Origin of the sequence: Sphaerotilus sp. (assembly GCF_031429695.1) — a bacterium.
Taxonomy (GTDB): domain Bacteria; phylum Pseudomonadota; class Gammaproteobacteria; order Burkholderiales; family Burkholderiaceae_C; genus Sphaerotilus.
The window spans coordinates 1-21,247 of record NZ_JANPAB010000018.1 but is presented as its reverse complement, the minus strand read 5'-3'; the positions used below and the strand labels follow the sequence as shown (position 1 = coordinate 21,247).

Here is a 21,247-nt window from a genome sequence, read left to right as displayed (position 1 = left end):
CCATGTTCGCCTGCCCAGCGTGCCGCCTTCAAAACGTCCCCACGATGAAGGATGCCCCATCACCCCGCCCGGCCTACGATCCTCGCTGATCCGACCCACGACGGCGTGCCCCCCGGATCGCCCCACCACCGCAGGAGCATCACACCATGACCGCATCCCGCACCACACTGGACGCTGCCTTCAGCCCAGGCAACCAGCAACTCCTCGCCCTCAACGACCTGCGCCGCGCCACCCTGCGCCGCGACATCGAGCTGTTCTACCCCTGGTGGCGCCGCTGCACGGTCAACGTGCTGCTGGTCACCGACGGCAACCTGAACTTCGGCGAAACCGATTTCGGGCTGTCCACGCTGGTCCGCACGCTGCTCGACGAAGCGCCGCTGCGGGTGCGCTTCCGCCTCACGCTGGCGCACCTGCGCTCCTCCGTCACGTCGGCCGACCTGCTCGGCGGTGAAACGCGCATCGCCGCGCGCCTGACCGATTTCCGCTTCGACGAGCCGACCCATTTCAAGAGCGACCAGTTCGACGAGGTCTGGATGTTCGGCATCGAGACCAGCTTCAACCAGACGGCCTACGCCACCCGCCGCGCCAACCCGACCCGCTACCCCGCCGGCAGCCTCGGCACCGACGAACTCAAGGCCCTGAGCGCCCACATGAACCGCGGTGGCGGCGTCTTCGCCACTGGCGACCACGGCAGCCTCGGCCGGGCAATGTGCGGCGGCATCACGCGGGTGCGCAGCATGCGCTGGTGGGAAAGCCATCCCTCCACCGACCCGGCCACCGACGAAGTGAGCATGACCGGTCCGCGCCGCAACGACACCAACCGCCGCGGCCACGACGCCGGCTGGCAGTTCAGCGACCAGAGCGACGACGTGCCGCAGGTGATCGACCTGAAGCTCTACAGCACGCAGATCAACTTCCTGAGCAACGCCCGCTACCCGCACCCGGTGCTGTGCGGGCGCGCCGGGCGCATCGACGTGCTGCCTGACCACCCGCACGAGGGCGAGTGCCGGCAGCCCGCCAGCCTCACCGGCGTCTACGCCCCCGATGGCACGGCCGAATACCCCTTCGCCACCGGCAGCACCACCGTGCGCACCGAGCCGGAGGTCATCGCCTGGGCCAACGTGCCGGCGGGCAACAGCGGCGACTTCAACGGCAACCTCAAGCAGCCCACGGCCGCCCACAGCTTCCCCGTCATCAGCGCCTACGACGGCCACCGCGCCGGAGTCGGCCGGGTGGTCTGCGACGCGACCTGGCACCACTTCATCAACGTCAACCTGATCGGCGTCATCGAGGGCGGCCTGTTCGACGAATTCGACACCCATGTCGGCGAAGACGGCTCCAAGCACAACGGCTTCCTCAGTTCGGTGGCTGGCGGCGCGGTGCTCGACCGCATCCGCAACTACTTCACCAACATCGGTGTCTGGACCGCCCCACCGGCCCGCCACACCTGCTTCCACCGCGGCTTCTGGTGGGATCTGGTGTTCAACGACCGGATCATGGAAGCCGCACTGACCGATCCTCAGGTGCCGCTGGAGCGCATCCCGGTGGACACGCTCTGGAGCATCGGTGTCCATGCCCGCGACGTGTTCGCCCGCCGCGCCAGCCAGTGCCAGACCCGCGAGTGGCTGATCGACTGGCTGCTGCCGCTGATGCCGGAGTTCCGCCCCTGGATCGACCCCTGGGATCCCGCCTTCCTCCCGGAGAAGACCCCGCGCACGCTGCCGATGCTCGACCCGATGCCGCTGGCCGACGTGGCGCTCGGGGCGGCGCTGGTCGCGCTGCGGCAGGCCATGCCCTACCCGCCGGACAAGCTCACCGAGCAGCATGACAAGGCCGCCGGCGAGACCATCGGCAAGGCGGCGCGCATCGGGCTGAAGCTGGCGCTGGACGACTACAACGCGCAGGCCAAGCGCTTCGCCAAGGCGCTGAGGGTGGTCTGAACACCCTTTCCTGTCCCCTCGACCCAAGGAGCCGACATGACACCGCTACAAACCACCCAGGCCATCTACACCGCCTTCGGCCAAGGCGACATCCCCGCCATCCTCAGCCACGTCGCCGAGGACGTGGAATGGGAATACGGCCCCCGCACCACCGACACGCCGTGGATCCAGGGTGGCCGCGGCCACGCGGCGGCCGTGGCGTTTTTCCAGGCGCTCAGCCAGATCGAGATCACCCACTTCGTGCCCAAGACCTTCCTGGCTGGTGACGGTCTGGTCGTGGTCCTGGTCGATGTCGACTTCACCGTGAAAGCCACCGGCTGCCGCGTGCACGAGATCGACGAGGCCCACCTGTGGACCTTCAACCCTGCCGGCCAGGTCGCGAAGTTCCGGCACCGCATCGACAGCTACGCGCAGCACCAGGCGTATCACGGCCTGGACTGCTGACCGAGCACGCGCCCTTGCACACGCCACAGGTGGACATCAGCATGAAAAACCTCCCTTGAGAAAGTCAGGCACGCATACTGCATGAATTGCCCGTTCTCCACCTTCAGGTAGCCCCATGATCCGCATCGAACTGCAAGTCGAGCTGAACTACGACGTCGATGCCAACGGCGCCGACTTCGTTTTCAATATCCATGCCGCGCAGACCGCCTGCCAGAAAGTCACGGCGGAAAACCTGGTGCTGAGCCAGCCGGTCGTGCCGCACATCCACACCGACGCGGCCACCGGCACCCGCTACCTGCGCGTGCGCGCCCTGCCGGGGCCGCTGAAGCTGTCCTACGCCGCGACCCTCGACATCACCCACCACTTCGCCGAGCCGGCCCACCTGGGCGAGGTGCCGGTCTACCGCCTGCCGCCCGAGGTGATCGGCTACATCTACCCGAGCCGCTATTGCCAGTCCGACCGCCTGCTGCGCCTGGCCGCGCACGAATTCGGTGCACTCTGGCAGGGCCACGGGCGTGTGCAGGCGATTGTGGACTGGGTGCGCAGCCGGGTGAGCTTCACGTCCAACGTGTCCAACTCGACCACCTCGGCGCTGGACACGCTGATCGAGCGCGTCGGCGTGTGCCGCGACTTCGCGCACCTGATGATCGCGCTGTGCCGCGCACTGAACATCCCGGCCCGCTTCGCCACCGGCACCGACTTCGGTGCTGACCCGGCGCTCGGCCCGCCGGACTTCCATGCCTACGTGGAGGTCTGGCTGGGCGACCGCTGGTACATCTTCGACCCGTCCGGCACGGCGATCCCGATGGCCTTCGTGCGCTTCGGCACCGGGCGGGATGCCGCGGACGTGGCGTTTGCCACCATCTTCGGCGGCGTGCGCTCGCAGGCGCCGTTCATCATGACGCGGGCCATCGAAGATCCGTCGCAGGGCCTGCGGCGACCGGTGCGCTGCCGCGAGGCGCTGTCCACCGACGCCGGAGCGCCGCAGGTCACCACCTGACCGCATGGCACGCAGCCGTCCGAGGGCGACAGAAAGGGCTGGGTGAAATAGATGGGAGGGTCAGCGCGCATGCGGATCTCCATGGTGTCCGTGGTCGCCGGGGTGATCTGTGGAGCGGTGCAGGCCTGCACCGTGCTGGCGCCGCTGCCCGCCGTTCCAGCCAACGCGCTGCGGGTGACGGACTTCGGCGCCGTGCCCGATGACGACGGCGATGACGACGCGGCCATCACCCGCGCGCTGAAGACGCTGAAGCCCGGCGGCTGGCTGGTGTTCCCACCCGGGCGCTACCGGCAGGCCAACAGCGTGCTGGTCACTGTGCCGGGCGCGACGCTGTGGGGACCGGGCGCCACGCTGCAGGCCACCGATCCGCGCGACCACACCCTCGGCCTGCGCGCCGACGGCGTGCGGCTCTACGGCCTGACGCTCACCGCCACGCCCGACCAGCGCCGCAGCGAACCGGCCCAGGCGCGTGTCAGTGTCTACCGCGACCGCAGCGACAACCGCGATGGCACCACCCCGCAGCGGGGCAATGTGGTGCGCGGCGTGACGATCGACGGCGCTGGTTCGGTGGGCGTGCTGGTCTACGGCGCGGCCGACTTCACCATCGCGCACAACACGGTCCGGCGCACGCTGGCCGACGGCATCCACATCACCGGCGGCAGCCACCACGGCCGCGTGCTCGGCAACCAGGTGCGCGACACCGGCGACGACCTGGTCTCCATCGTTTCCTACGACGACGCGCCGCCAGTGCACGACGTGCTGGTCGCCGACAACGAAGTGTTTGGCGCGCGCTGGGGCCGCGGCCTGAGCGTGGTCGGCGGCGAGCACCTGACCTTGCGCGGCAATCTGGTGAGCAGCGTGGCGCACGGGGCCGGCGTGCTGATCGCGCAGGAAGGCAACTGGCACACCCACGGCGTGCACGATGTGCGCATCGAGGACAACCGACTGCGCGAAATCCAGAGCCCCGCAGCGCGCATCGGCACCACGGCGCCGCCCACCGGCCACGCCGCCATCGAGATCCACACCTACGCCGTGCCGGCGGGCGCCGCGGGCATCGGCGATGTGCGACTGCAGGGCAACACGGTCGAGCACAGCCGCTACGGCGAGCTGCGCCAGCGCGCCGGCCGCCTCGTGCAGACCACGCCCGGTGCGCAGCTCGACTGCGCCCGGTTCAGTGGTCGTTGAGGACGACACCGGCGATCGTCGCCTGCGTGCGCCGCAGCCGGTCCACCAGCAGGTTCATCGTGCGCGCCTCGGTCTTGCCGTGGCGGCCGACCAGCACGGATTGCCGGCAGGTCGCGGCGATCACGCGGGCATCCGCCGTGTGGCGCGCCGGTGGCGTATCCACGATCACGCGGTCGAACTCGCGCTGCAGCTCGCGCAGCAGGATGCCGAACATCGGCTGCTGCAGCAGCTCCAGCGGGTTCGGCGGCGGTGCGCCGACCTGCATGATGAACAGCCCGGGCAGATCGGCTGAACGGTCGAAGGGCTTGGCCGGGCGGCGGCCGTTGAGCAGGTCGCTCAGGCTGGCGCGCTCCTTCAGGCCGAAGACCTTGTGCAGCCCCGGATCGCGCAGGTTGCCGTCCACCAGCACCGTGCGCTCGCCGAGCTGGCTGAAGGTCACGGCCAGGTTCGCCGCGACGTAGGTGCGCCCGTCACCATGGTCCGGGCTGACCACCGCCAGCGGCTGGCGGCCCTGGGCCGCGTCGTTGGCCATGATCTTGCTGCGCAGGTCGCGGAAGGCTTCGGCCTGCGGGCCGTAAGGCTCCACCGCCACCACCAGATCGGCGCCACGCAGGCCGCGGCCGTCGAGCGAGTACGGGTAGTTGAACTGCTGCGACAGTGCCCACAGCACATCGGCCTGTGTCACCAGATCGAGTGCCACTGCCGCCTCGCCGAAGCGCAGCTTCATGCGGCGCTGCACCAGCAGGATGTGCGCAATGTCGCCATCGGACAGCGGTCGCTTCGAGCGGATGATCTCGCCGATCGGACGCAGCACGGCGGGTGGACCCGAGGCCGGCGCGGGACGGGCATCGGCCGCCGGCAACTCGAAGGAAAGGTCGGAACGGGTGGCATCGGCCTGGGGCATGGCAGGAGTGGCCGCAGGAGACGGCACAAAGGCAGGAACAGGAATGGCGACAGGCACAGGCGCCGGGACAACGGCCGGCACCGCAGCGGCAGCCGGCACGACCACCCGCGCGGGTGCCGGAGCGAGCACGGGCGCCTGAACCACCGGCGGCGCGGGCCGCACTGGCCGGGGCACCGGCGCCGGAGCGGGCTGAGGCCTGTCGGAGAGAACCGGCAGGTGATCGGCGTCCTCTTCGGCATGGAAGCGCGCCCAGGCGCGCTCGACCGCTGCCTGGAACCGCTGGCGGAACAGCGCCGGCGCGAACTGCTCGGCGTGCGCGCGGCAGGTTTCCGCCCGGATCGGCACCGGCAGCGCCTCGAAGGCGTCGACCGCCTCGATCACCGCCTCGGGCGTCTGCTCCTGGAAGAACACCCCCGTGCGCTGGCCCGGGTGGCCGCGGCCACGCACCGTCTCCAGCGAGCCCCCGCGCCCGAAGGCGATCACCGGTGTGCCGCAGGCCTGCGCCTCGACCGGGGTGATGCCGAAGTCCTCCTCGGCGGCGAAGACAAACGCCTTGGCGCGCTGCATGTGGTCCACCAGCGCCGCATCACCCAGGAAACCGAGCACCGACACGTTCGGCCCGGCCGCGGCGCGCACCTTGTCCATCTCCGGCCCGTCGCCGATGACGATGAGGCGCTTGTCGGGCATGCGCGAGAACGCCTCGACGATCATCGGCATGCGCTTGTACGGAACCATGCGGGAGGCGGTGAGGTAGAAGTCCTCCTTGTCGGTGCGCAGCGCGAAGCGCTCCACATCGACCGGCGGGTGGATCACCGCCGCGTCACGCCGGTAGACCTTGCGCACCCGGCGGGCGATGAAAGCCGAGTTGGCGAGGAACTGGTCCACCCCGGCCGCGGTGCGGGCATCCCACAGCCGCATGTAGTGCAGCAGCAGCTTGGCCACCGTGCCCTTGACGCCGCTGGCCATGCCCGATTCCTTCAGGTACTGGTGCTGCATGTCCCAGGCGTAGCGGATCGGCGAGTGGATGTAGCAGACGTGGAGCTGGTCCGGCCCGGTCAGCACGCCCTTGGCGACGGCGTGGCTGGACGACAGGACCAGGTCGTAACCGGAGAGGTCGTGCTGCTCCATCGCCAGCGGCATCAGCGGCAGGTAGTGGCGAAAGCGTTTTTCGGCACCGGGCAGGCGCTGCACGAAGGTGGTCTTGGCGACCTTGCCTTGCAGGAAGCCGCGCTCGTGGGGCTTCAGGAAATCGACCACGGCGAACAGGTCGGCGTGTGGGTAGATCTTCAGGATCTCCTCGACGACCTTCTCGCTGCCGGCGTGGTTGACCAGCCATTCGTGGACCAAGGCAACACGGAGGGGGGCTTGCATGGGGGTGTCCTCAGACGAAGTGCAGGTCCATCAGGTCCGCGAACTCGCGGGCTGCACGGTCCCAGGTGAGCTGCGTGGCGCGCTGGTGGCCGCGCACGCGCAGCTCGTCGGTCAGCGCCGCAGAGCCGAGCACGCGGCGCAGCTGCGCGGCCAGCGTGGCGGGGTCGTCAGGGTCGCAGTAGAGGGCGGCGTCGGCGCAGACCTCGGGCAGCGAGGCGCGGTCCGACACGATCACCGGGCAGCCGCAGCACATCGCCTCCAGCGGCGGCAGGCCGAAGCCCTCGTAGAACGACGGGAACACGAAGCACGCCGCGCCCTCGTAGAGCGCCCGGAGCTGCTGGTCGCTGACATAGCCGGTGCGCTGCAGGCGTTCGTGCTGCAACGCACTGTCGGTGAAGATGCGCGTGTTGCCGCCGCCGGCCGCCACGAGCACGACATCCGGGTCATCGATCTGGCTCATCGCATTCAGCACCGCGGCGAAGTTCTTGTTCAGCGACTGGCTGCCCACCGCCAGCACATAGCGCCGCCCGCGCAGGTCCAGCCGCTCGAACACGGTCGGATCGGCCGGCAGGCGCAGGATGTGCTCGCCGCCTTCGGGGATGACTTCGATGCCATGGTGGTGGGCGCCGAAATAGCGCGTCAGCTCGTCGGCGCTGAAGCGCGAGACGGTGGCGATGACACGGCTGCGGCGCATCAGCGAGCCGATCATCACGCGGTACCACTGCCGGAACGCGAAGCTGTAGTTCTGTGGATTGGCGACCGCCGCTGCGTCGTGGATCACCGCGATCTGGCGGCGGTGGCGCAGTGGGGCGGTGTTGCACAGGTTCACCAGCGGCACGTCGCCGGCCTCCTCGGCCAGCGCGGGCAGCGCGAACTGCTCCCAGCGGTGGCCGCCGTGGCGACCGGCGTGGCGCACGACCAGCCCTTTGGGCGCAGGGGTCACCAGCGTCGCGTCAGCGGGCACCACGGCCTGCGCGCCGGACAGCAGACCGGCCTGCGTGCCGGCCTGCAGCAGCTCGATGGCGAAGCGGTCCACGCCAGTGGCCTGGCGGGTGAGGAATCGGGCATTGATCAGCATGGTCGGAATGGTCGGAATGGATCAGCTCGCCGGATGCGCAGGAATCGGTTTCACCGTGGAGGCCAGCAGCAGCGCCACCCCGATGCCCAGCGTCCACGTGAACGCACGCGGCACGCCGAGGTAGGGATAGCGGTAGATCTCCATGAAGGTGATGAAGAAGATCGGGTAGAACAGCACCCCGACCAGCCGCGCCTCGCGGTAGGCCCGGAAGCACAGCCCGCTGACCAGCCCGATGGCCAGCATGTAGGCCAGTCCGCCGTAGAGGCCCATGTCGGACAGCGGTCCGTAGATGCCGGACGGGCTGTTGAACTCCTCGTCCTGGTAGGTCGCGAGGTAGTAGTCCAGCCGCGGCACCGTATAGCCAACCGCGGCCGAGAAGGGCTTGCCCAGGCCGAAGGGCGCGCGGTGCAGCCACTCCAGCGTGAACTCGAAGGTCCAGGTCGGCCAGGGCATGTTGGCCAACAGGCCGGCACCGTTGTTCAGCGAGGTGTAGTAGTAGCTCGCGAAACGGCCGATGGCAAATTCCCAGAAATCCATCTTGCCCTGGTAGGTGTCGGACGACCACGACCGGAAATACTCGCTGGCACCGAAGAACAGGATCACCAGCGGGATCGCCGCGTACGGCCCGACCGCCCGGGTCAGCGCCCAGCCGCCGCCGCTGCGGGTCGCGGTCCAGCGCCCGACGGTCAGTCCGAACGGCACCAGCAACTCGATCAGTGCCAGCCGCTCGGTCCAGACGTAGACCCGGAACAGCGTGAACAGCGCCAGCGCCACGAACATCGCGTGCATGGCCCTGGGCAGCGTGCGGCTGCCCTTGTCGAAGAGCCGGAAGGCATAGATGGAGAAGAACACCGGCGCCGTGTTGGCCAGCGAGGTCAGCCCTGGCGTCAGCTCGATGGTGTTGCGGTCGGGCTTGAACTCGCCGGTCAGGGTCTGGAACAGCAGCACCGGGTTGAACACGAAATCGCGGAACCAGATGACAAAGGCAAAGGTCGCCAGGCCTCCGATGCCCAGCGCGGCGCGGTCCCAGCCGCGCATGTCATGCGGCGTCGGCGGTGCGCCGAACTGCAGTTGCGCCCCGAGCCAGCCGGTCAGCGCGATGGCCAGGATCATCATGGCGCCGAGCTGGAGATAGTGCGCATCGAGTGCCTCCACCCCGCGGATGGTCAGCGCCGGGTGCGGCAGGCCGCCGGCGTAGGAGATCAGCACCATCAGCGGCAGCAGGAACCCGACCGCGATGCCAGCCGGCGAACACCACCAGGGCATGGGCATGGCGGAGAAGGTCTTCATGCCACCATCTCCCCGCGCAGGCGGATCAGCACGCCCGCCGAGAGCAGCATCACCGTCGCCTCGGCGCCGATGATCGCCCAGCCATAGGCGCTGCGCTGGTCGATCAGGAACAGGCAGGCGCAGAACGCCAGCGTCGCGGCGAGCTGGATCAGCGCGTAGCGGCGCTCCTGGCCGAGCGCGATCAGCGACTGCATGCCGAACAGGCTGGCCATGCCCTGGATCGGGATGCTGAACGCCAGCAGCAGGATCAGCAGCACGGCGATCGGCACCTCGGTCTTGAACACATAGGACGAGATCAGCGGTGCCGCCGTCATGCAGACCAGGCTGATCACGGTCCCGATCGCCAGCGTCACCACCATCAGCCGGCTGCCCAGCGCCATCGCCGCCAGCGGCGTGCGCGCGGCCAGCCCGGAGATGCGCACGAAACCGAGCTGCTGCACCGGCAGCATCACCGCCTGCCCCGCCATGCGCACCCGCAGCGCGAGATTGGCCGCTCCGACGGTGGCCGGATCGGCGTGCATGCCGAGCAGCGCGATGCCGCCGTTGGTGAGCATCGCGCCGTTGACATTGCCGAACACGATGGCCGAGGAGCTGCGCAGCAGCTGCCCGATGTAGCGCCGCTCGACCCGCGAGCGCTGCACCAGCCCGCGCTGCGCCAGGAAAAACCAGGTGACACCGCTCGTCAGCAGCGACACCAGCGCATAGACGCCCAGCGCGCTCTCCATCGTCGCCACCCGCGGCACCACCCCCAGCAGCACCGCGATGCCGATCAACCGCACGCCGCTGGTGATCAGCAGCAGCAGGCGCGTCTGCTCCAGCGCCCGCACGTACCAGCCCGCGTCGAAAGCGAAGCCGACCAGGTAGGCGCTGGACGCCAGCATCAGCGGCCACTCGGCGTGCGCGCGCAGCTGCCACAGTGCCCCGCCCGCCACGCTCACCACGCCCGCGCACAGCAGCAGCTTGGCCGCCGTGATGTTCCACAGGATGCGGTGAACGCCGGCTGGATCACCCTGGTGGCGCGCCACCTCGCGGATGCCGTACCAGTCGAAGCCGAACTCGATGACCATGCCGAGAAAGGCCGCCAGCGCGGCATAGAACGAGACGATGCCGTAGTCGTGGATGCCGAGCGTGCGCCCGCAGACCACCGCGAAGACGAGCGGAAATGCGAACGTGGCGACGTGGGTCATCGCCAGCTCGACCAGCTTGCGCACGGTGGAGACGCGGTCAGTGGACATTCATGACCACGCCGACCAGATCGACCCGCTGCGCCCGCAGTTCGGCCACCAGCGTGCGCAGGTGCGCCGCGGCGCTGTGGTCGCGTCGACCGACGACCAGCGCCTGCGCGCAGGCGCTGGCGATCACACGGGCATCGGCGGTGCCGTGCGCCGCGGGGGTGTCCACGATGACGCGGTCGAACTTGCGCGTCAGCTCGCGCAGCAGCGTGCGAAAGGTTTCGCGCTGGACCAGTTCCTGCGGGTTCGGCGGCGGCGCCCCCACCTGCAGCACATGCAGGTTCGGCAGCGCATCCACGCGGTCCAGCTCGCCCGCCACCTGCCGGTCGGCCAGGATCGCAGTCAGACCGGGCCGCGCAGGGAGGTCGAACAGCGTGTGCAGCCGCGGCGCACGCAGGTTGGCGTCCACCAGCACCGTGCGCTGGCCCATCTGGCTGAACACCACCGCCAGATTGGCGGCGATGTGGGTACGGCCATCGCCCGGCATGGGACTGACGACGGCCAGCGCCACCGGCTCCGCGCCACCAGGGCGCAGCATGATCTGGGCGCGCAGGTCGCGGAACGCCTCCGCCTTGTCGCCGTGCGGATCGACGGCAGCGGCCAGCTCCGCAAGGTGCGGCGCGGCCTGTGCCGTCGTGCAGGCGTAGCTGAACTGCCGCGCCAGCGCCTGCGCCACATCGCCCGGCTTCACCAGACGCAGCGCCACGGCAGCGTCCCCGAAGCGCAGCCCGCGCTCGGTCTGCAAGGTCACGATGCGCGCCACCTCGGCGTCACCAAGCTGGCACTGGCGCCGCAGGATGTCGCCCAGGCTCAGTGCGTGCTGTGGCTCCACGGTGAAACGAGCCTCGTCGATCGGGGAGACCCGGCTGAGTTCGAAGTCGCGTTTCATGTCCATGTTCACGCCGGCAGGCGGCCCGTCGAAGCACCCGGCTTGGGTGCGGCGCGGCCGAGCTTCGGCAGGGACAGCCCGGCGCCTTGCCCGGTCGCGCCACGGCGCGATGGAATCTCGACCAGCAGCGGCAGGTCGAGCAGCTCGGGCACATCGTCGGCGCAACGCAGACGCCGGTTGCGCTGCTCCTGCACCAGCACGACCACCAGCGCCAGCGCCGAGCCCAGCAGCGCCGCCACACCCAGGTTCACGTCCATCTGCGGCGACGAGGCCAGCGCTGGCGGCGAGGCGGTCTTCAGCACCGCGACGTTGCTCATGCGGGCCTGGCTTTCGGTGGCGCTCTGCGTGCTGCGGCCGGTCACGGTGTCGAAGGCGGTCTGCGCGTTCTGTACATCCTTCTGCAGCACGCGGGCCTCGTCGCGGCGCGTGGTGAGTTCGAGCACCTTGGTGCGCTGGGCCTCCAGCGAGGTGCGGACCTGCGCCGTGCGCTGCTGGTTCACGGTGTCGCTGATGCCCAGGCTCGCGGCCACGCGGCGCGACTCCGAGGCGAGCTGGCTGCGCAGCTGCGCAACCGCAGCGCGCTGCTCGACGATCGACGGATGGCGGTCGCCCAGGCGGGCGCTCATTTCGTTCAGGCGCGTTTCCTGGCGCAGCACCTCGGCCGAAAGACCGCTGACGACCGGGTTGTTGATGACCTCGGGAGATTTTTCCGGATTGGCGCGGGCCTGCGACTGCCGGCTGCCGGACTCGCCGGTCTGCGCCTGCAGCGACACCAGCTGCGACGACAGCTCGTTGAGCCGCGCAGTCTCGACGTCGAGACGCTCCTCCGCCCCGCCGATGGTCAGCAGCCCGTGCTGGCGCTGGAAGTCCGACAGCCTGGCTTGCGCCGCGTCCAGCGACGTGCGCAACTGGGTGGCACGTTCGTCGAAGAAGGTGCTGCTGCTGCGCGCCGGCTCCACGCGCAGCGCCAGGCTGGTGTCCACATAGGCCTGCACGTAGGCGTTGGCGATCTGTGCGGCGACCTGGCGGTCCTCGGCGGTGTAGCCGATCGAGATGACGCCGGACTCCTTGGTCGGCCGCACATCGAGCTTCTTCTTCATCCGCGCGGCCTGCCACTCCTCGAAGTCGCCGACGCCGCCGGTCTTGCTGCGCCAGAGCTGGTGGGTGGCGTCGTTCGGATCGCGCGTCATGCCGGTGGCCGCCATGACCGCACGGGCCACGCGCTCGCTCTGGAGCAGATCGACCTGGGTGGACATGTAGGCCGCCGCCTGGCCGGACTGCTGCTGCGCCGACACCGCCAGCGGATCGGCTGACTTGATGTCCAGCAGCACCATCGACGTGGCGGTGTACTGCTTGGGCAGCAGCGCACTGACCAGCGCAGTCACCCCCATCACGGTGGCGAGCACCAGAAGGGCGGTGATCCAGCGCGCCTTCAGCGTCAACAGGAATCGAGCAAGTGACATGGATGGATGTATTTACAGGTTGTAACTTTACGGAATCCGGATTTCCGGCGCGTTGCGTGAATTTGGGACTTCTTTACCCCAACGGGCCACCCTTCAGCCACGGGAGAACACCCATGAACCCCCTACCAATGCAAGGGATCCAAGTACCCGAAGCAAAAAAACTGGCCCGGTATTGGCAAATTTTTCAATGCCTTCTCGTTTATCGTTCCAAATGAGGCAGTAATGAAGCCAATTGCACGAAGAAACACGCAATTCGATGGCACTTCATCTTGGCGCGCGACAACACGGGAATAATGCATGAAAGAGTCGCTGCCCGTACCATGAGCGTAACCATTGGGAAGATTTTGTATGGAAAAGAAACACGAACTGCCGTCGGAAACCCCTTCCCTTAACGCATTCGTGGCGGGTGCCCGACGCTTTCGCCAAGAGCGCCAGCCCAAGCACTCCCGCGTGATGGAGCGGCTGCACCTGCGGCTGGACCAGGCGATGGCGGCGCTGCTGCTGCTGGTGTTCAGCCCGGTGTTCCTGATCGTGGCGCTGCTGATCTGGCGCAAGGACGGCGCGCCGATCCTGTTCGGCCACTACCGCATCGGCCAGCATGGCAAGCTCTTCCGCTGCCTGAAATTCCGCAGCATGTACCTCGATTCCGACGCCATGCTGCGCGATCTGCTGGCAAAAAATGCCAATGCACGCGCCGAGTGGGTACGCGACCACAAGCTGCTCAAGGACCCGCGCATCACGCCGATCGGCAACTTCCTGCGCCGCACCAGCCTGGACGAGCTGCCGCAGCTCTTCAACGTGCTGCGCGGCGAGATGAGCCTGGTCGGCCCGCGGCCGATCACGCTGGCGGAGCTGCCGCGCTACGGCCAGGTGCGCTGGCACTACCTGAGCGTGCGCCCCGGCATGACCGGGCTGTGGCAGGTCAGCGGCCGCAATGACACGACCTACGAAGAACGGGTTGAACTTGACCGCGTTTTTGTCGAAAAGCACAGCATGCGCATGCGCCTGAGCATCCTGGTCCACACCTTGCGTGTGGTGTTGCTGGGCAGCGGCGCACGCTGAACCGTGCAACCCCGAAAGTGATTCCGCCGATGACCAGCCGAGTTCTCCACCTCGTCAGCCGCCTGCAGCCCGGTGGCCGGGGACAGACGCTGTGGCCGACCATGCTGGCGCTGGCCGATGCCGGCATGCCACAGAGCCTCGTGCTGATGGACGCCCGGGACACGCCCCAGGCGCGGCTGATGCTGCCGGCTGGCGTGCGGCTGGGCGAGGACGGGTCGGGCCGGGCCGGGCTGCCCGCCATCCGCCGCGCAGCCAACGCCTTGCGCAGCGAACTGACCGGCGATGTCGCCCTGGCGGTGCATCTGCATGGCCTGCCCGCCGGACTGCTGGGTCGGCACGTGCTGCGCGGCTCGTCGGTGCAGGCGCCGATGTTCTTCCACATCGACCACGAAACCCTGGTCGCACGCCTCGTGCGCGGGCTCGACCGCTCGGCCTTCCTGGTGCAGCGCGACCGGGTCGAGGCCCTGGATGCGACCGGTCGCGGACTGCCGGCGGGCCTGTCGGCACCGGTCGATGCGGCTTACTTCAACGCCGACCGCGCCGAGGCCGAGACCCCGCTGATCGTCACCACCGGCCAGCCCGGTGACCTCGTGTATGCACAGGCGTTCGTGCAGCTCGCGGTGATGCTGACGGGCCTGCGGCCGGCGCTGACCTTCGGCTGGATCGGCGAGGCGACCCCCGCGGTGCAGCAGATGCTGCAAGCGGCGCAGATCACGCTGCTGTGCGGAGCAGACGACGCCGACCGCGCCCAGATCCTGCGGCGCGCCTGGGTCTACGTGGCGCCGGATGCGACCGGCAGTGACGCCCGTGGCATGGCCGAGGCGATGGCCGCTGGCGTGCCCTGCCTGGGACGACAGGTGCCGGCCTACCGGGCGCTGATCGTGCATGCGCTGTCGGGCTATCTCTGCAACCGCAACAACGACCTGATCGCCGCCATCGCCCGGCTGGTGGAAGCCACCCCGCTGCGCCAGACCATGGGCAGCGCCGCCCGCACCCGCGCCCGCCACCGGCACGGGCACCACCGGTTCCGGGCGTCGATGCTGCTGGCGCACGGGCTGTCGCCGGTGCCGGTGCTGCGCAGCGATCTGGCGGTGACTGCCTAGCGTTGCGTCACACGGGACGTGACGGTATTTGGACGACGCAGACCCTCGACCCTCACACATCAACTCAACCCATCGACAGAACGACGTTTCCGGTGACTGCCCCGCTTTCGACCGCGCGATGCGCCTCCGCGATCGACGCCAGGGGCAACTTCACCGCAATGTTGTGCTGCAACAGTTCGCGCCGCAGGAAGTCGGTCAGCACCCCGACCGCGCGGCGGCGGTCCACATCGCTCAGGTGGTAGACGATGAAGAACCGCACACCGAAGTTGCGCGCAATCATCGGAAAGAACGGCAAGGTGAACTGCCTTGCGCCGCTGCCGTAGACCACCCACTGACCGTCCGGCCGCACCACCTCCATGTCGATCGCCGCATTCGCCGCGACATCCACTTCGATCACGCGATCGACACCGCGGCCCTGCGTTTCCTCTCCCACACGCTCGACCACGGATTCGGTGCGGTAGTCGATCACCACATCGGCGCCCGCGGCCCGCGCCAACGCCGCCTTCTCCGGTGAACTGACGGTCGTGAGGACCTGCTGCGCGCCCAGCAAATGCGCGAACTGCACGGCGTAGTGGCCGACCGCGCCTGCCCCGCCTGCGACGAGGACACGCTGCCCTTCGACACCACCATCGGTCAGCACCGCGTGCAAGGCTGTCAGCGCAGGAATGCCCAGGCACGCGCCGGCTTCTCCTGGCACGTTGGCGGGCAAAGGAACGGCCTGCTGCTCGGGCAAGCAGATGCACTCTGCCGCGGTACCGAACGGCCGACCCCAGGCCGCGTTCCAGAGCCAGACACGCTCACCACAGCGTGCCGGATCCACCCCTGCACCGACGGCATCGATGACCCCCATGCCGTCGCTGTGCGGAATGACCCGCGGAAACGGCATGGCCGGACCCCGCGCACCCGAACGTGCCTTCACGTCGGAAGGGTTCACGCCGGACCACTCCAGCCGAACGCGCACCTCCCCGGCCGCGGGTTGCGGGTCCGGCACCTCCCCCACGACGAGCACTTGCTCGGCCAGTCCGGTCTGTTCGTAGTAAGCCGCTTTCATCGGATGCTCCGTTCCATTGGTGGGTGAGTGGGTTGGTTGGTGGGTTTTCACGCGGTGAAATCCTGTTCGAGAGGGCTACTGCTTCGCCCCGTCGGGAACACATCATTCACGCCAAGCCCTCTCCGAATATCGGATCGAGGAAAAACAAACCGCGCAGGGACATCGAAGTGGGAACAGCGAGTCCCACCGACCGGCGCGATGGAGACAGCATGATGATCGACTTGAGTGGAAAAGTTGCGGCCGTCACCGGAGCCGCAGGCGGCATTGGCGCAGAGGTGGCCCGCACCCTGGCCAAGGCCGGTGCCCGGGTGGTCCTGGGCGACGTGCAGGCCGAGCGGGGCGAGCAAGTCGCCCGGCAGATTCGCGAGGCTGGCGGCCAGGCCCTCTTCGTTGCACACGACACGTCCGACGAAGACCAGTGGATCGCGTTCCTCGACACCGCGCTGGACCGATTCGGTGGCCTGGACATCCTGGTCAACAACGCCGGGATCGAGCAGACCTGTTTCCTGGAACACATCACCGTCGCCGACATCCAGAAGCTGCTCGCCGTGAACGTGACCGGCGTGCTGATCGGCCACAAGCACGCAGTGCGGGCGATGAAGCCGAACGGTCGCGCCGGCAAGGGCGGCAGCATCATCAACCTGTCGTCGGTGGCCGGCCTGATCGGCACGCCCGGTCTGGGCGTGTACTCCGCATCCAAAGGGGCGGTGCGCTTGCTGACCAAGGCCGCCGCGGTCGAATTCGGCCGGCTCGGCTATGGCATTCGGGTGAACTCGATTCACCCGGGCCTCGTGGAAACCGAGATGGGCGAGAAGCTGCTCAACGACTTCGTGGCCCTCGGCATGTTCAAGGACCGCGACGACGCCTACACGCAGATGAAGGCGGCGCATCCGCTGGGCATCACGGGCCTGCCGAGCGACATCGCCAACCTGGCGCTGTTCCTCGCCTCCGACCTGTCGCGCTGGATGTCGGGTGCCGAACTCGTCGCCGACGGCGCGATGACGGTGAGCTGAATCCGCGTCATCCACGCATTGAGATACCGAGACAGTTTGTTCACTCACACACACCAGGAGACAGACATGAATGCCATGGACAAGACAACTGACAAGACCGCCGCAGCCACGTCCGCAGACACCACCGCGGAGACCTTGCCCTCGCGGCGGACCGTGCTCGGCGCTGGTGGCGCCGTCGGCTTGGCGCTGCTGAACCCTACCTCCATCTTCGCCCAGGGGGCCGATGGTGCCAACACGATCCGGGTCGGCTTCATCAGCCCGCGTACCGGTGCGCTGGCCGGCTTCGGCGAGGCCGACGGCTACGTGCTCGAACTGGCGCGCAAGGCGTTGAAGGACGGCCTGACCGCGGGTGGCAAGAAGTACGCGGTCGAGATCCTGGACCGCGACACGCAGTCCGATCCGGCCCGCGCCAGCCAGTTGGCCAAGACACTGATCAACGCCGACAAGGTCAATCTGATTCTCGTCACGTCGGCACCCGAGACCGTCAACCCGGTCGCAGACGCTTGCGAGGGGGCGGGCGTGCCCTGCCTCTCGACCGTGACGCCTTGGGAAGCCTGGTACTTCGGCCGCGGCGCCAAGCCAGGCGAGCCTTCGCCGTTCAAGTGGACCTTCCACTTCTCGTTCGGCGTCGGCGAGTTCGTCAAGGCCTACACCTCGCAGTGGGGCCAGTTGTCCACCAACAGACGAGTGGCGGCGCTCTACCCGAACGACGCCGACGGCAACGCCATCCGCGCCAGCCTCGCGCCCGCGCTGCAGAAGGCCGGTTTCACCATCGTCGATGCCGGCCCCTACGAGACCGGCACCACCGATTTCTCGGCCCAGATCGCAAAGTTCAAGGCCGAGAAGTGCGACATCTTCAACACCTTCCCGATCCCGCCGGACTTCGCCACGTTCTGGCGTCAAGCGGCCCAGCAGGGCCTCGCGAAGACCATCAAGATCGTCCAGGTGGCCAAGACCGGGCTGTTTCCGTCCAACGTCGAGGCCCTGGGACCGCTCGGCTTCAACCTCTCCAGCGCCTGCTACTGGCACAAGACCTTCCCCTACAAGTCGCCCTTGACGGGTGTGAGCAGCCTGCAGTTGGCCGAGGGCTATGAAAAGGCCGCGAACAAGCAGTGGAACCAGCAGCTCGGCGCGTCGATGTCGCTGCTGGACGCCGGCTTCGAAGCCTTGAAGGCCAGCACCAATCCGAAGGACAAGGCCAGCGTGGCCAAGGCCCTCGGCTCCTTGGTGACCACGACCACGGTGGGCAAGATCGACTTCACCAAGGGGCCGGTGCCGGGCGCTTGCGCCACGCCGCTGATCGGCACGCAATGGGTCAAGGCCCCGGCAGGCTCGAAGTACAAGTTCGATTACGTCATCACCGAGAACGCCGGGGATGCCAACGTCCCGGTGGCCGCCAAGCTGCGCCCCTACGCCTGAACCCGCACGGAATCTCGGAACCATGTCGTCAACGGATGCCTTGCTTTCTGCCCGGGGGCTGCGCAAGCAGTACGGCGCACTGGTCGTTCTCGACGGCGTGGATTTCGAGGTTCGGCGCGGCGATGCGATCGGCATCGTCGGGCCGAACGGCGCGGGCAAGACGACCTTGCTCAGTGTCTTGTCCGGCTCGCAGGCCGCCAGTGCCGGCACAGTCCGCTTCAAGGGCCATGACGTGTCCTCGCTGGACGCCGCCAGGCGCTGCAGGATGGGCATCGTGCGCACCCACCAGGTGCCGCAGCCCTTCAGCGGCATGACGGTGTTCGAGAACGTCTTCACCGCGGCCACGCACGGGGGGGGATTCCGCCAGTCCGAAGCCTACGCGCGGTGCATCGAGGCAATCGAACTCTGCGGCATGGCGGGTGTGGCCAACCGGCGCGCCGAGACGCTCGGCCTGCTGGACCGCAAGCGGCTGGAGTTGACCCGCGCATTGGCCACGAACCCGCAGGTGCTGCTGCTGGACGAGATCGGCGGCGGGCTCACCGATGGCGAAGCCGCAGAACTGGTGCAGACCATCCAGGTGCTGCACGGCCGGGACATCGCCATCGTCTGGATCGAGCACATCGTGCATGTGCTGCTGCAGGTGGCGCAGCGGCTGGTCTGCATGGACTCCGGCCGCGTGATTGCCGAGGGCGATCCGCAAGAAGTGCTGTCCAACGCCACCGTCGTGGATGCCTATCTGGGGGGAGGACGATGAGTCTCCTGAAAATAGAAGCCCTGGAGGCCCGGCACGGTCTGCTGACCGCCGTGCAAGGCATCAGCCTGGAAATCGAGCAGGGCGAGACGCTGGCGCTCGTCGGCGCCAACGGTGCGGGCAAGACGACGCTGCTGCGCACGCTGGCGGGTGTGCATCCGGTAGCGGGTGGCCGCATCGTCTTTGACGGCGTGGACGTGAGCGCGCTGCCGGCGCACCGCCGGGCCGCCGCCGGACTGGCGCTGGTGCCCGAGGGGCGCAAGCTGTTCCCCGCGATGACGGTGCAAGAGAACCTGCTCGTCGCCCTGTCGGCGCAGCGCGGTGGCCGCTGGAACCTGGACACCGTGCTCGACGCCTTTCCGCAGCTCAAACCCAAATTGAAGGCGGCGGCGGGCACCTTGTCCGGCGGCCAGCAGCAGGCCGTGGCCATTGGCCGCGCCTTGATGACCAATCCGCGAGTGCTGCTGCTGGACGAAGTGTCCCTGGGTCTCTCGCCGCTCGCCGTGCAAGGTGTCTACGACTCGCTGCGCACGCTGATGGGCAAGGGCACGGCCCACGGCACGACCGTGGTGCTCGTCGAGCAGGACTTGCAGCGGACGTTCCAGGTGGCGGACCGCATCGTGTGCATGCTCGAAGGCAAGGTCGTTGCCAGCGGGCGTGCCGACGAGATGACCCGCGAGCAGGTGATGGCGCATTACTTCGGCCACCGCCCGTCCACAGCCGGCTCCACCTCACAACCCGCATCCGCACCATGATCTGGCTCAACCAACTCGTCCAGGGGCTGATGCTGGGCGGCTACTACGCGCTGCTGGCGTGTGGTCTGTCGTTCATGTTCGGCGTGATGGGCATCATCAACCTCGCGCACGGAAGCCTCGCGGTGCTGGCGGCTTACCTGCTGTTCATCCTGGCCGAACGCTTCGAGATCCATCCCCTGCTGGGCCTCGTGGCGGTGATCCCGGTGATGGCGCTGATCGGGTGGGTGTTGCACCGGCTCGTGCTCGAACGCAGCGCCCGCGCTGGCGCCTTGATCCCCTTGCTCAGCACCTTCGGTCTCGCCAGTCTGCTGGACAACTCGATGTTCCAGACCTTCGGTGCCGACACCCGCTCGCTGGCGCCCTACATCGATTCGCTCAGCTACGACGGCTGGACCCTGCCCGGCGGCATCATCGTCGGCCAGCTCGCGGTGGTGACGCTGGTCGTCGCCATTGCCTTGCTGGGCGGACTGCATCTGATGCTGACGCGCACCGCGCTGGGCCGGCGCATTCGCGCCGCGGCCCACGATCCGGACACGGCGCAGTTGGTCGGCGTGGACGCGCGGGCGGTCTATGCAGCCTCCACCGCCATCGCCATGACCACGGTGGCGATCGCCGGCGCCTTCCTCGCCATGCGGGCCACGTTCGACCCCTACACCGGCCCCTATCAACTGATCTTCGCGTTCGAGGCGGTGATCATCGGCGGCGCAGGCTCGCTGTGGGGAACGCTGGTGGGCGGCATCGTGCTCGGCGTCGCGCAGAGCCTCGGCGCGCAGGTCCACCCGCAAGGCTTCCTCATCGCCGGGCACGTCGTCTTCCTGGCAGTGTTGCTGGCACGGGTGTACGCCGCGGACACCTTGCGCCGTTGGGTCCGATCTGTTCGCAGCCGATTCAGCAGCCAATTTGGCAACCGGGCCACGACGCCATGAACCTCACTTCTCACGCAGCAGCTGCCATCGGCGCCGCCCGCGTCACGCGCTGGACCGCGCCTTCCATCGCAACGGTGTCGTTGGTCGTCGCCGCCCAACTGGTGCTTGTCGCAGGGCCGCTGTTCCTGTCGCCCAACGTTGTCGAACGGCTCACGACCTTGTTCATATACGGCATCCTGGCTCTGATGTGGAACGCACTTGCCGGCTACGCCGGCCTGCTTTCCGTGGGGCACCAGGCGTTCTTCGGCCTGGGTGCGTATGCGGCAGTCCGCCTGGCCGACTGGGGTGTCAGCCCGTACCCAGCATTGCTATTGGCCGCGGTGCTGGTCGGTGCGCTGTCGTTGCCGATATCCGCCTTCATGCTCCGACTG

The 21,247-nt window shown here is 68.3% G+C and carries 19 protein-coding genes; 12 read left to right on the top strand and 7 right to left on the bottom strand.

The window, feature by feature from the left end:
* The first annotated feature begins 146 nt into the window (after positions 1-146).
* From RMP06_RS04370 to RMP06_RS04355, 4 genes are all read left to right on the top strand, one after another.
* The gene (locus tag RMP06_RS04370; RefSeq protein WP_310460562.1) at positions 147-1,940 is read left to right on the top strand and encodes a hypothetical protein; all 1,794 of its coding nucleotides are present in this window, start codon (positions 147-149) and stop codon (positions 1,938-1,940) included.
* Positions 1,941-1,976: 36 nt separating this feature from the next.
* Positions 1,977-2,384 carry a nuclear transport factor 2 family protein gene (locus RMP06_RS04365; RefSeq protein ID WP_310460561.1) on the top strand — a complete coding sequence of 136 codons (408 nt, stop codon included), beginning with the start codon at positions 1,977-1,979 and terminating at the stop codon, positions 2,382-2,384.
* A gap of 115 nt (positions 2,385-2,499) precedes the next feature.
* Positions 2,500-3,384 carry a transglutaminase-like domain-containing protein gene (locus RMP06_RS04360; protein ID WP_310460560.1) on the top strand — a complete coding sequence of 295 codons (885 nt, stop codon included), beginning with the start codon at positions 2,500-2,502 and terminating at the stop codon, positions 3,382-3,384.
* Between the two features lie 69 nt (positions 3,385-3,453).
* A complete protein-coding gene (locus RMP06_RS04355; protein ID WP_310460559.1) occupies positions 3,454-4,569 on the top strand; it encodes a right-handed parallel beta-helix repeat-containing protein in 1,116 nt (371 codons plus the stop codon).
* Here RMP06_RS04355 and RMP06_RS04350 read toward each other — a convergent pair.
* Genes RMP06_RS04350 through epsF form a run of 6 tightly spaced genes read right to left on the bottom strand, consistent with a single transcriptional unit; the run spans position 4,556 to position 12,796 of the window.
* Positions 4,556-6,844, bottom strand: a complete 2,289-nt coding sequence (locus RMP06_RS04350) for a polysaccharide biosynthesis tyrosine autokinase (protein WP_409050098.1) — start codon at positions 6,842-6,844, stop codon at positions 4,556-4,558. The genes RMP06_RS04355 and RMP06_RS04350 overlap by 14 nt on opposite strands.
* Before the next feature lie 10 nt (positions 6,845-6,854).
* On the bottom strand, positions 6,855-7,922 hold the full coding sequence (locus tag RMP06_RS04345; protein ID WP_310460558.1) for a glycosyltransferase family 4 protein: 1,068 nt from the start codon (positions 7,920-7,922) through the stop codon (positions 6,855-6,857).
* Between the two features lie 21 nt (positions 7,923-7,943).
* Positions 7,944-9,212 carry an O-antigen polymerase gene (locus RMP06_RS04340; RefSeq protein WP_310460557.1) on the bottom strand — a complete coding sequence of 423 codons (1,269 nt, stop codon included), beginning with the start codon at positions 9,210-9,212 and terminating at the stop codon, positions 7,944-7,946.
* Entirely contained in the window at positions 9,209-10,447 is a 1,239-nt protein-coding gene (locus tag RMP06_RS04335) for an oligosaccharide flippase family protein (protein ID WP_310460556.1), read from the bottom strand. The genes RMP06_RS04340 and RMP06_RS04335 overlap by 4 nt, the downstream gene beginning before the upstream one ends.
* Positions 10,437-11,339 carry a polysaccharide biosynthesis tyrosine autokinase gene (locus tag RMP06_RS04330; protein WP_310460555.1) on the bottom strand — a complete coding sequence of 301 codons (903 nt, stop codon included), beginning with the start codon at positions 11,337-11,339 and terminating at the stop codon, positions 10,437-10,439. Before RMP06_RS04330 ends, RMP06_RS04335 begins: the two co-directional genes overlap by 11 nt.
* Positions 11,340-11,341: 2 nt before the next feature.
* Positions 11,342-12,796 carry a chain length determinant protein EpsF gene (gene epsF / locus RMP06_RS04325; protein ID WP_310460554.1) on the bottom strand — a complete coding sequence of 485 codons (1,455 nt, stop codon included), beginning with the start codon at positions 12,794-12,796 and terminating at the stop codon, positions 11,342-11,344.
* A gap of 348 nt (positions 12,797-13,144) precedes the next feature.
* Here epsF and RMP06_RS04320 point away from each other — a divergent pair, with 348 nt between their 5' ends.
* Positions 13,145-13,858 carry a sugar transferase gene (locus tag RMP06_RS04320; RefSeq protein ID WP_310460553.1) on the top strand — a complete coding sequence of 238 codons (714 nt, stop codon included), beginning with the start codon at positions 13,145-13,147 and terminating at the stop codon, positions 13,856-13,858.
* 29 nt (positions 13,859-13,887) lie between these two features.
* Positions 13,888-14,961: a glycosyltransferase gene (locus tag RMP06_RS04315; protein WP_310460552.1), complete on the top strand. Its 1,074-nt coding sequence runs from the start codon at positions 13,888-13,890 to the stop codon at positions 14,959-14,961.
* Between the two features lie 64 nt (positions 14,962-15,025).
* On the opposite strand, the gene RMP06_RS04310 is transcribed toward RMP06_RS04315, so the two are convergent.
* Positions 15,026-16,012 (bottom strand): NADPH:quinone reductase, encoded by a 987-nt coding sequence (locus tag RMP06_RS04310; protein ID WP_310460551.1) that lies wholly within the window; start codon positions 16,010-16,012, stop codon positions 15,026-15,028.
* A 209-nt stretch (positions 16,013-16,221) separates the two neighbouring features.
* On the opposite strand from RMP06_RS04310, the gene RMP06_RS04305 reads away from it, so the two are divergent.
* From RMP06_RS04305 to RMP06_RS04280, 6 genes are all read left to right on the top strand, one after another.
* Positions 16,222-17,025 (top strand): SDR family NAD(P)-dependent oxidoreductase, encoded by an 804-nt coding sequence (locus tag RMP06_RS04305; RefSeq protein ID WP_310460550.1) that lies wholly within the window; start codon positions 16,222-16,224, stop codon positions 17,023-17,025.
* A gap of 66 nt (positions 17,026-17,091) precedes the next feature.
* Positions 17,092-18,444 carry an ABC transporter substrate-binding protein gene (locus RMP06_RS04300; RefSeq protein WP_310460549.1) on the top strand — a complete coding sequence of 451 codons (1,353 nt, stop codon included), beginning with the start codon at positions 17,092-17,094 and terminating at the stop codon, positions 18,442-18,444.
* A gap of 22 nt (positions 18,445-18,466) precedes the next feature.
* On the top strand, positions 18,467-19,198 hold the full coding sequence (locus RMP06_RS04295) for an ABC transporter ATP-binding protein (RefSeq protein WP_310460548.1): 732 nt from the start codon (positions 18,467-18,469) through the stop codon (positions 19,196-19,198).
* Complete coding sequence (locus tag RMP06_RS04290) at positions 19,195-19,950, top strand: ABC transporter ATP-binding protein (RefSeq protein ID WP_310460547.1); 756 nt, start codon at positions 19,195-19,197, stop codon at positions 19,948-19,950. Before RMP06_RS04295 ends, RMP06_RS04290 begins: the two co-directional genes overlap by 4 nt.
* Positions 19,947-20,876: a branched-chain amino acid ABC transporter permease gene (locus RMP06_RS04285; protein WP_310460546.1), complete on the top strand. Its 930-nt coding sequence runs from the start codon at positions 19,947-19,949 to the stop codon at positions 20,874-20,876. The genes RMP06_RS04290 and RMP06_RS04285 overlap by 4 nt, the downstream gene beginning before the upstream one ends.
* The coding region (locus tag RMP06_RS04280; protein WP_409050096.1) for an ABC transporter permease subunit at positions 20,873-21,247 on the top strand (375 nt) is incomplete at its 3' end. The genes RMP06_RS04285 and RMP06_RS04280, both read left to right, overlap by 4 nt.

Excerpts from the sequence above, each read along its gene's own strand:
- RMP06_RS04300 (WP_310460549.1), top strand. The coding sequence starts at position 17,092 with ATGAATGCCATGGACAAGACAACTGACAAGACCGCCGCAGCCACGTCC.
- RMP06_RS04365 (WP_310460561.1), top strand. The coding sequence starts at position 1,977 with ATGACACCGCTACAAACCACCCAGGCCATCTACACCGCCTTCGGCCAA.
- RMP06_RS04310 (WP_310460551.1), bottom strand. The coding sequence starts at position 16,012 with ATGAAAGCGGCTTACTACGAACAGACCGGACTGGCCGAGCAAGTGCTC.
- RMP06_RS04315 (WP_310460552.1), top strand. The coding sequence starts at position 13,888 with ATGACCAGCCGAGTTCTCCACCTCGTCAGCCGCCTGCAGCCCGGTGGC.
- RMP06_RS04345 (WP_310460558.1), bottom strand. The coding sequence starts at position 7,922 with ATGCTGATCAATGCCCGATTCCTCACCCGCCAGGCCACTGGCGTGGAC.
- RMP06_RS04350 (WP_409050098.1), bottom strand. The coding sequence starts at position 6,844 with ATGCAAGCCCCCCTCCGTGTTGCCTTGGTCCACGAATGGCTGGTCAAC.
- RMP06_RS04285 (WP_310460546.1), top strand. The coding sequence starts at position 19,947 with ATGATCTGGCTCAACCAACTCGTCCAGGGGCTGATGCTGGGCGGCTAC.
- RMP06_RS04320 (WP_310460553.1), top strand. The coding sequence starts at position 13,145 with ATGGAAAAGAAACACGAACTGCCGTCGGAAACCCCTTCCCTTAACGCA.
- epsF (WP_310460554.1), bottom strand. The coding sequence starts at position 12,796 with ATGTCACTTGCTCGATTCCTGTTGACGCTGAAGGCGCGCTGGATCACC.
- RMP06_RS04340 (WP_310460557.1), bottom strand. The coding sequence starts at position 9,212 with ATGAAGACCTTCTCCGCCATGCCCATGCCCTGGTGGTGTTCGCCGGCT.
- RMP06_RS04305 (WP_310460550.1), top strand. The coding sequence starts at position 16,222 with ATGATGATCGACTTGAGTGGAAAAGTTGCGGCCGTCACCGGAGCCGCA.
- RMP06_RS04355 (WP_310460559.1), top strand. The coding sequence starts at position 3,454 with ATGCGGATCTCCATGGTGTCCGTGGTCGCCGGGGTGATCTGTGGAGCG.
- RMP06_RS04290 (WP_310460547.1), top strand. The coding sequence starts at position 19,195 with ATGAGTCTCCTGAAAATAGAAGCCCTGGAGGCCCGGCACGGTCTGCTG.
- RMP06_RS04295 (WP_310460548.1), top strand. The coding sequence starts at position 18,467 with ATGTCGTCAACGGATGCCTTGCTTTCTGCCCGGGGGCTGCGCAAGCAG.
- RMP06_RS04330 (WP_310460555.1), bottom strand. The coding sequence starts at position 11,339 with ATGGACATGAAACGCGACTTCGAACTCAGCCGGGTCTCCCCGATCGAC.
- RMP06_RS04370 (WP_310460562.1), top strand. The coding sequence starts at position 147 with ATGACCGCATCCCGCACCACACTGGACGCTGCCTTCAGCCCAGGCAAC.
- RMP06_RS04360 (WP_310460560.1), top strand. The coding sequence starts at position 2,500 with ATGATCCGCATCGAACTGCAAGTCGAGCTGAACTACGACGTCGATGCC.
- RMP06_RS04335 (WP_310460556.1), bottom strand. The coding sequence starts at position 10,447 with ATGTCCACTGACCGCGTCTCCACCGTGCGCAAGCTGGTCGAGCTGGCG.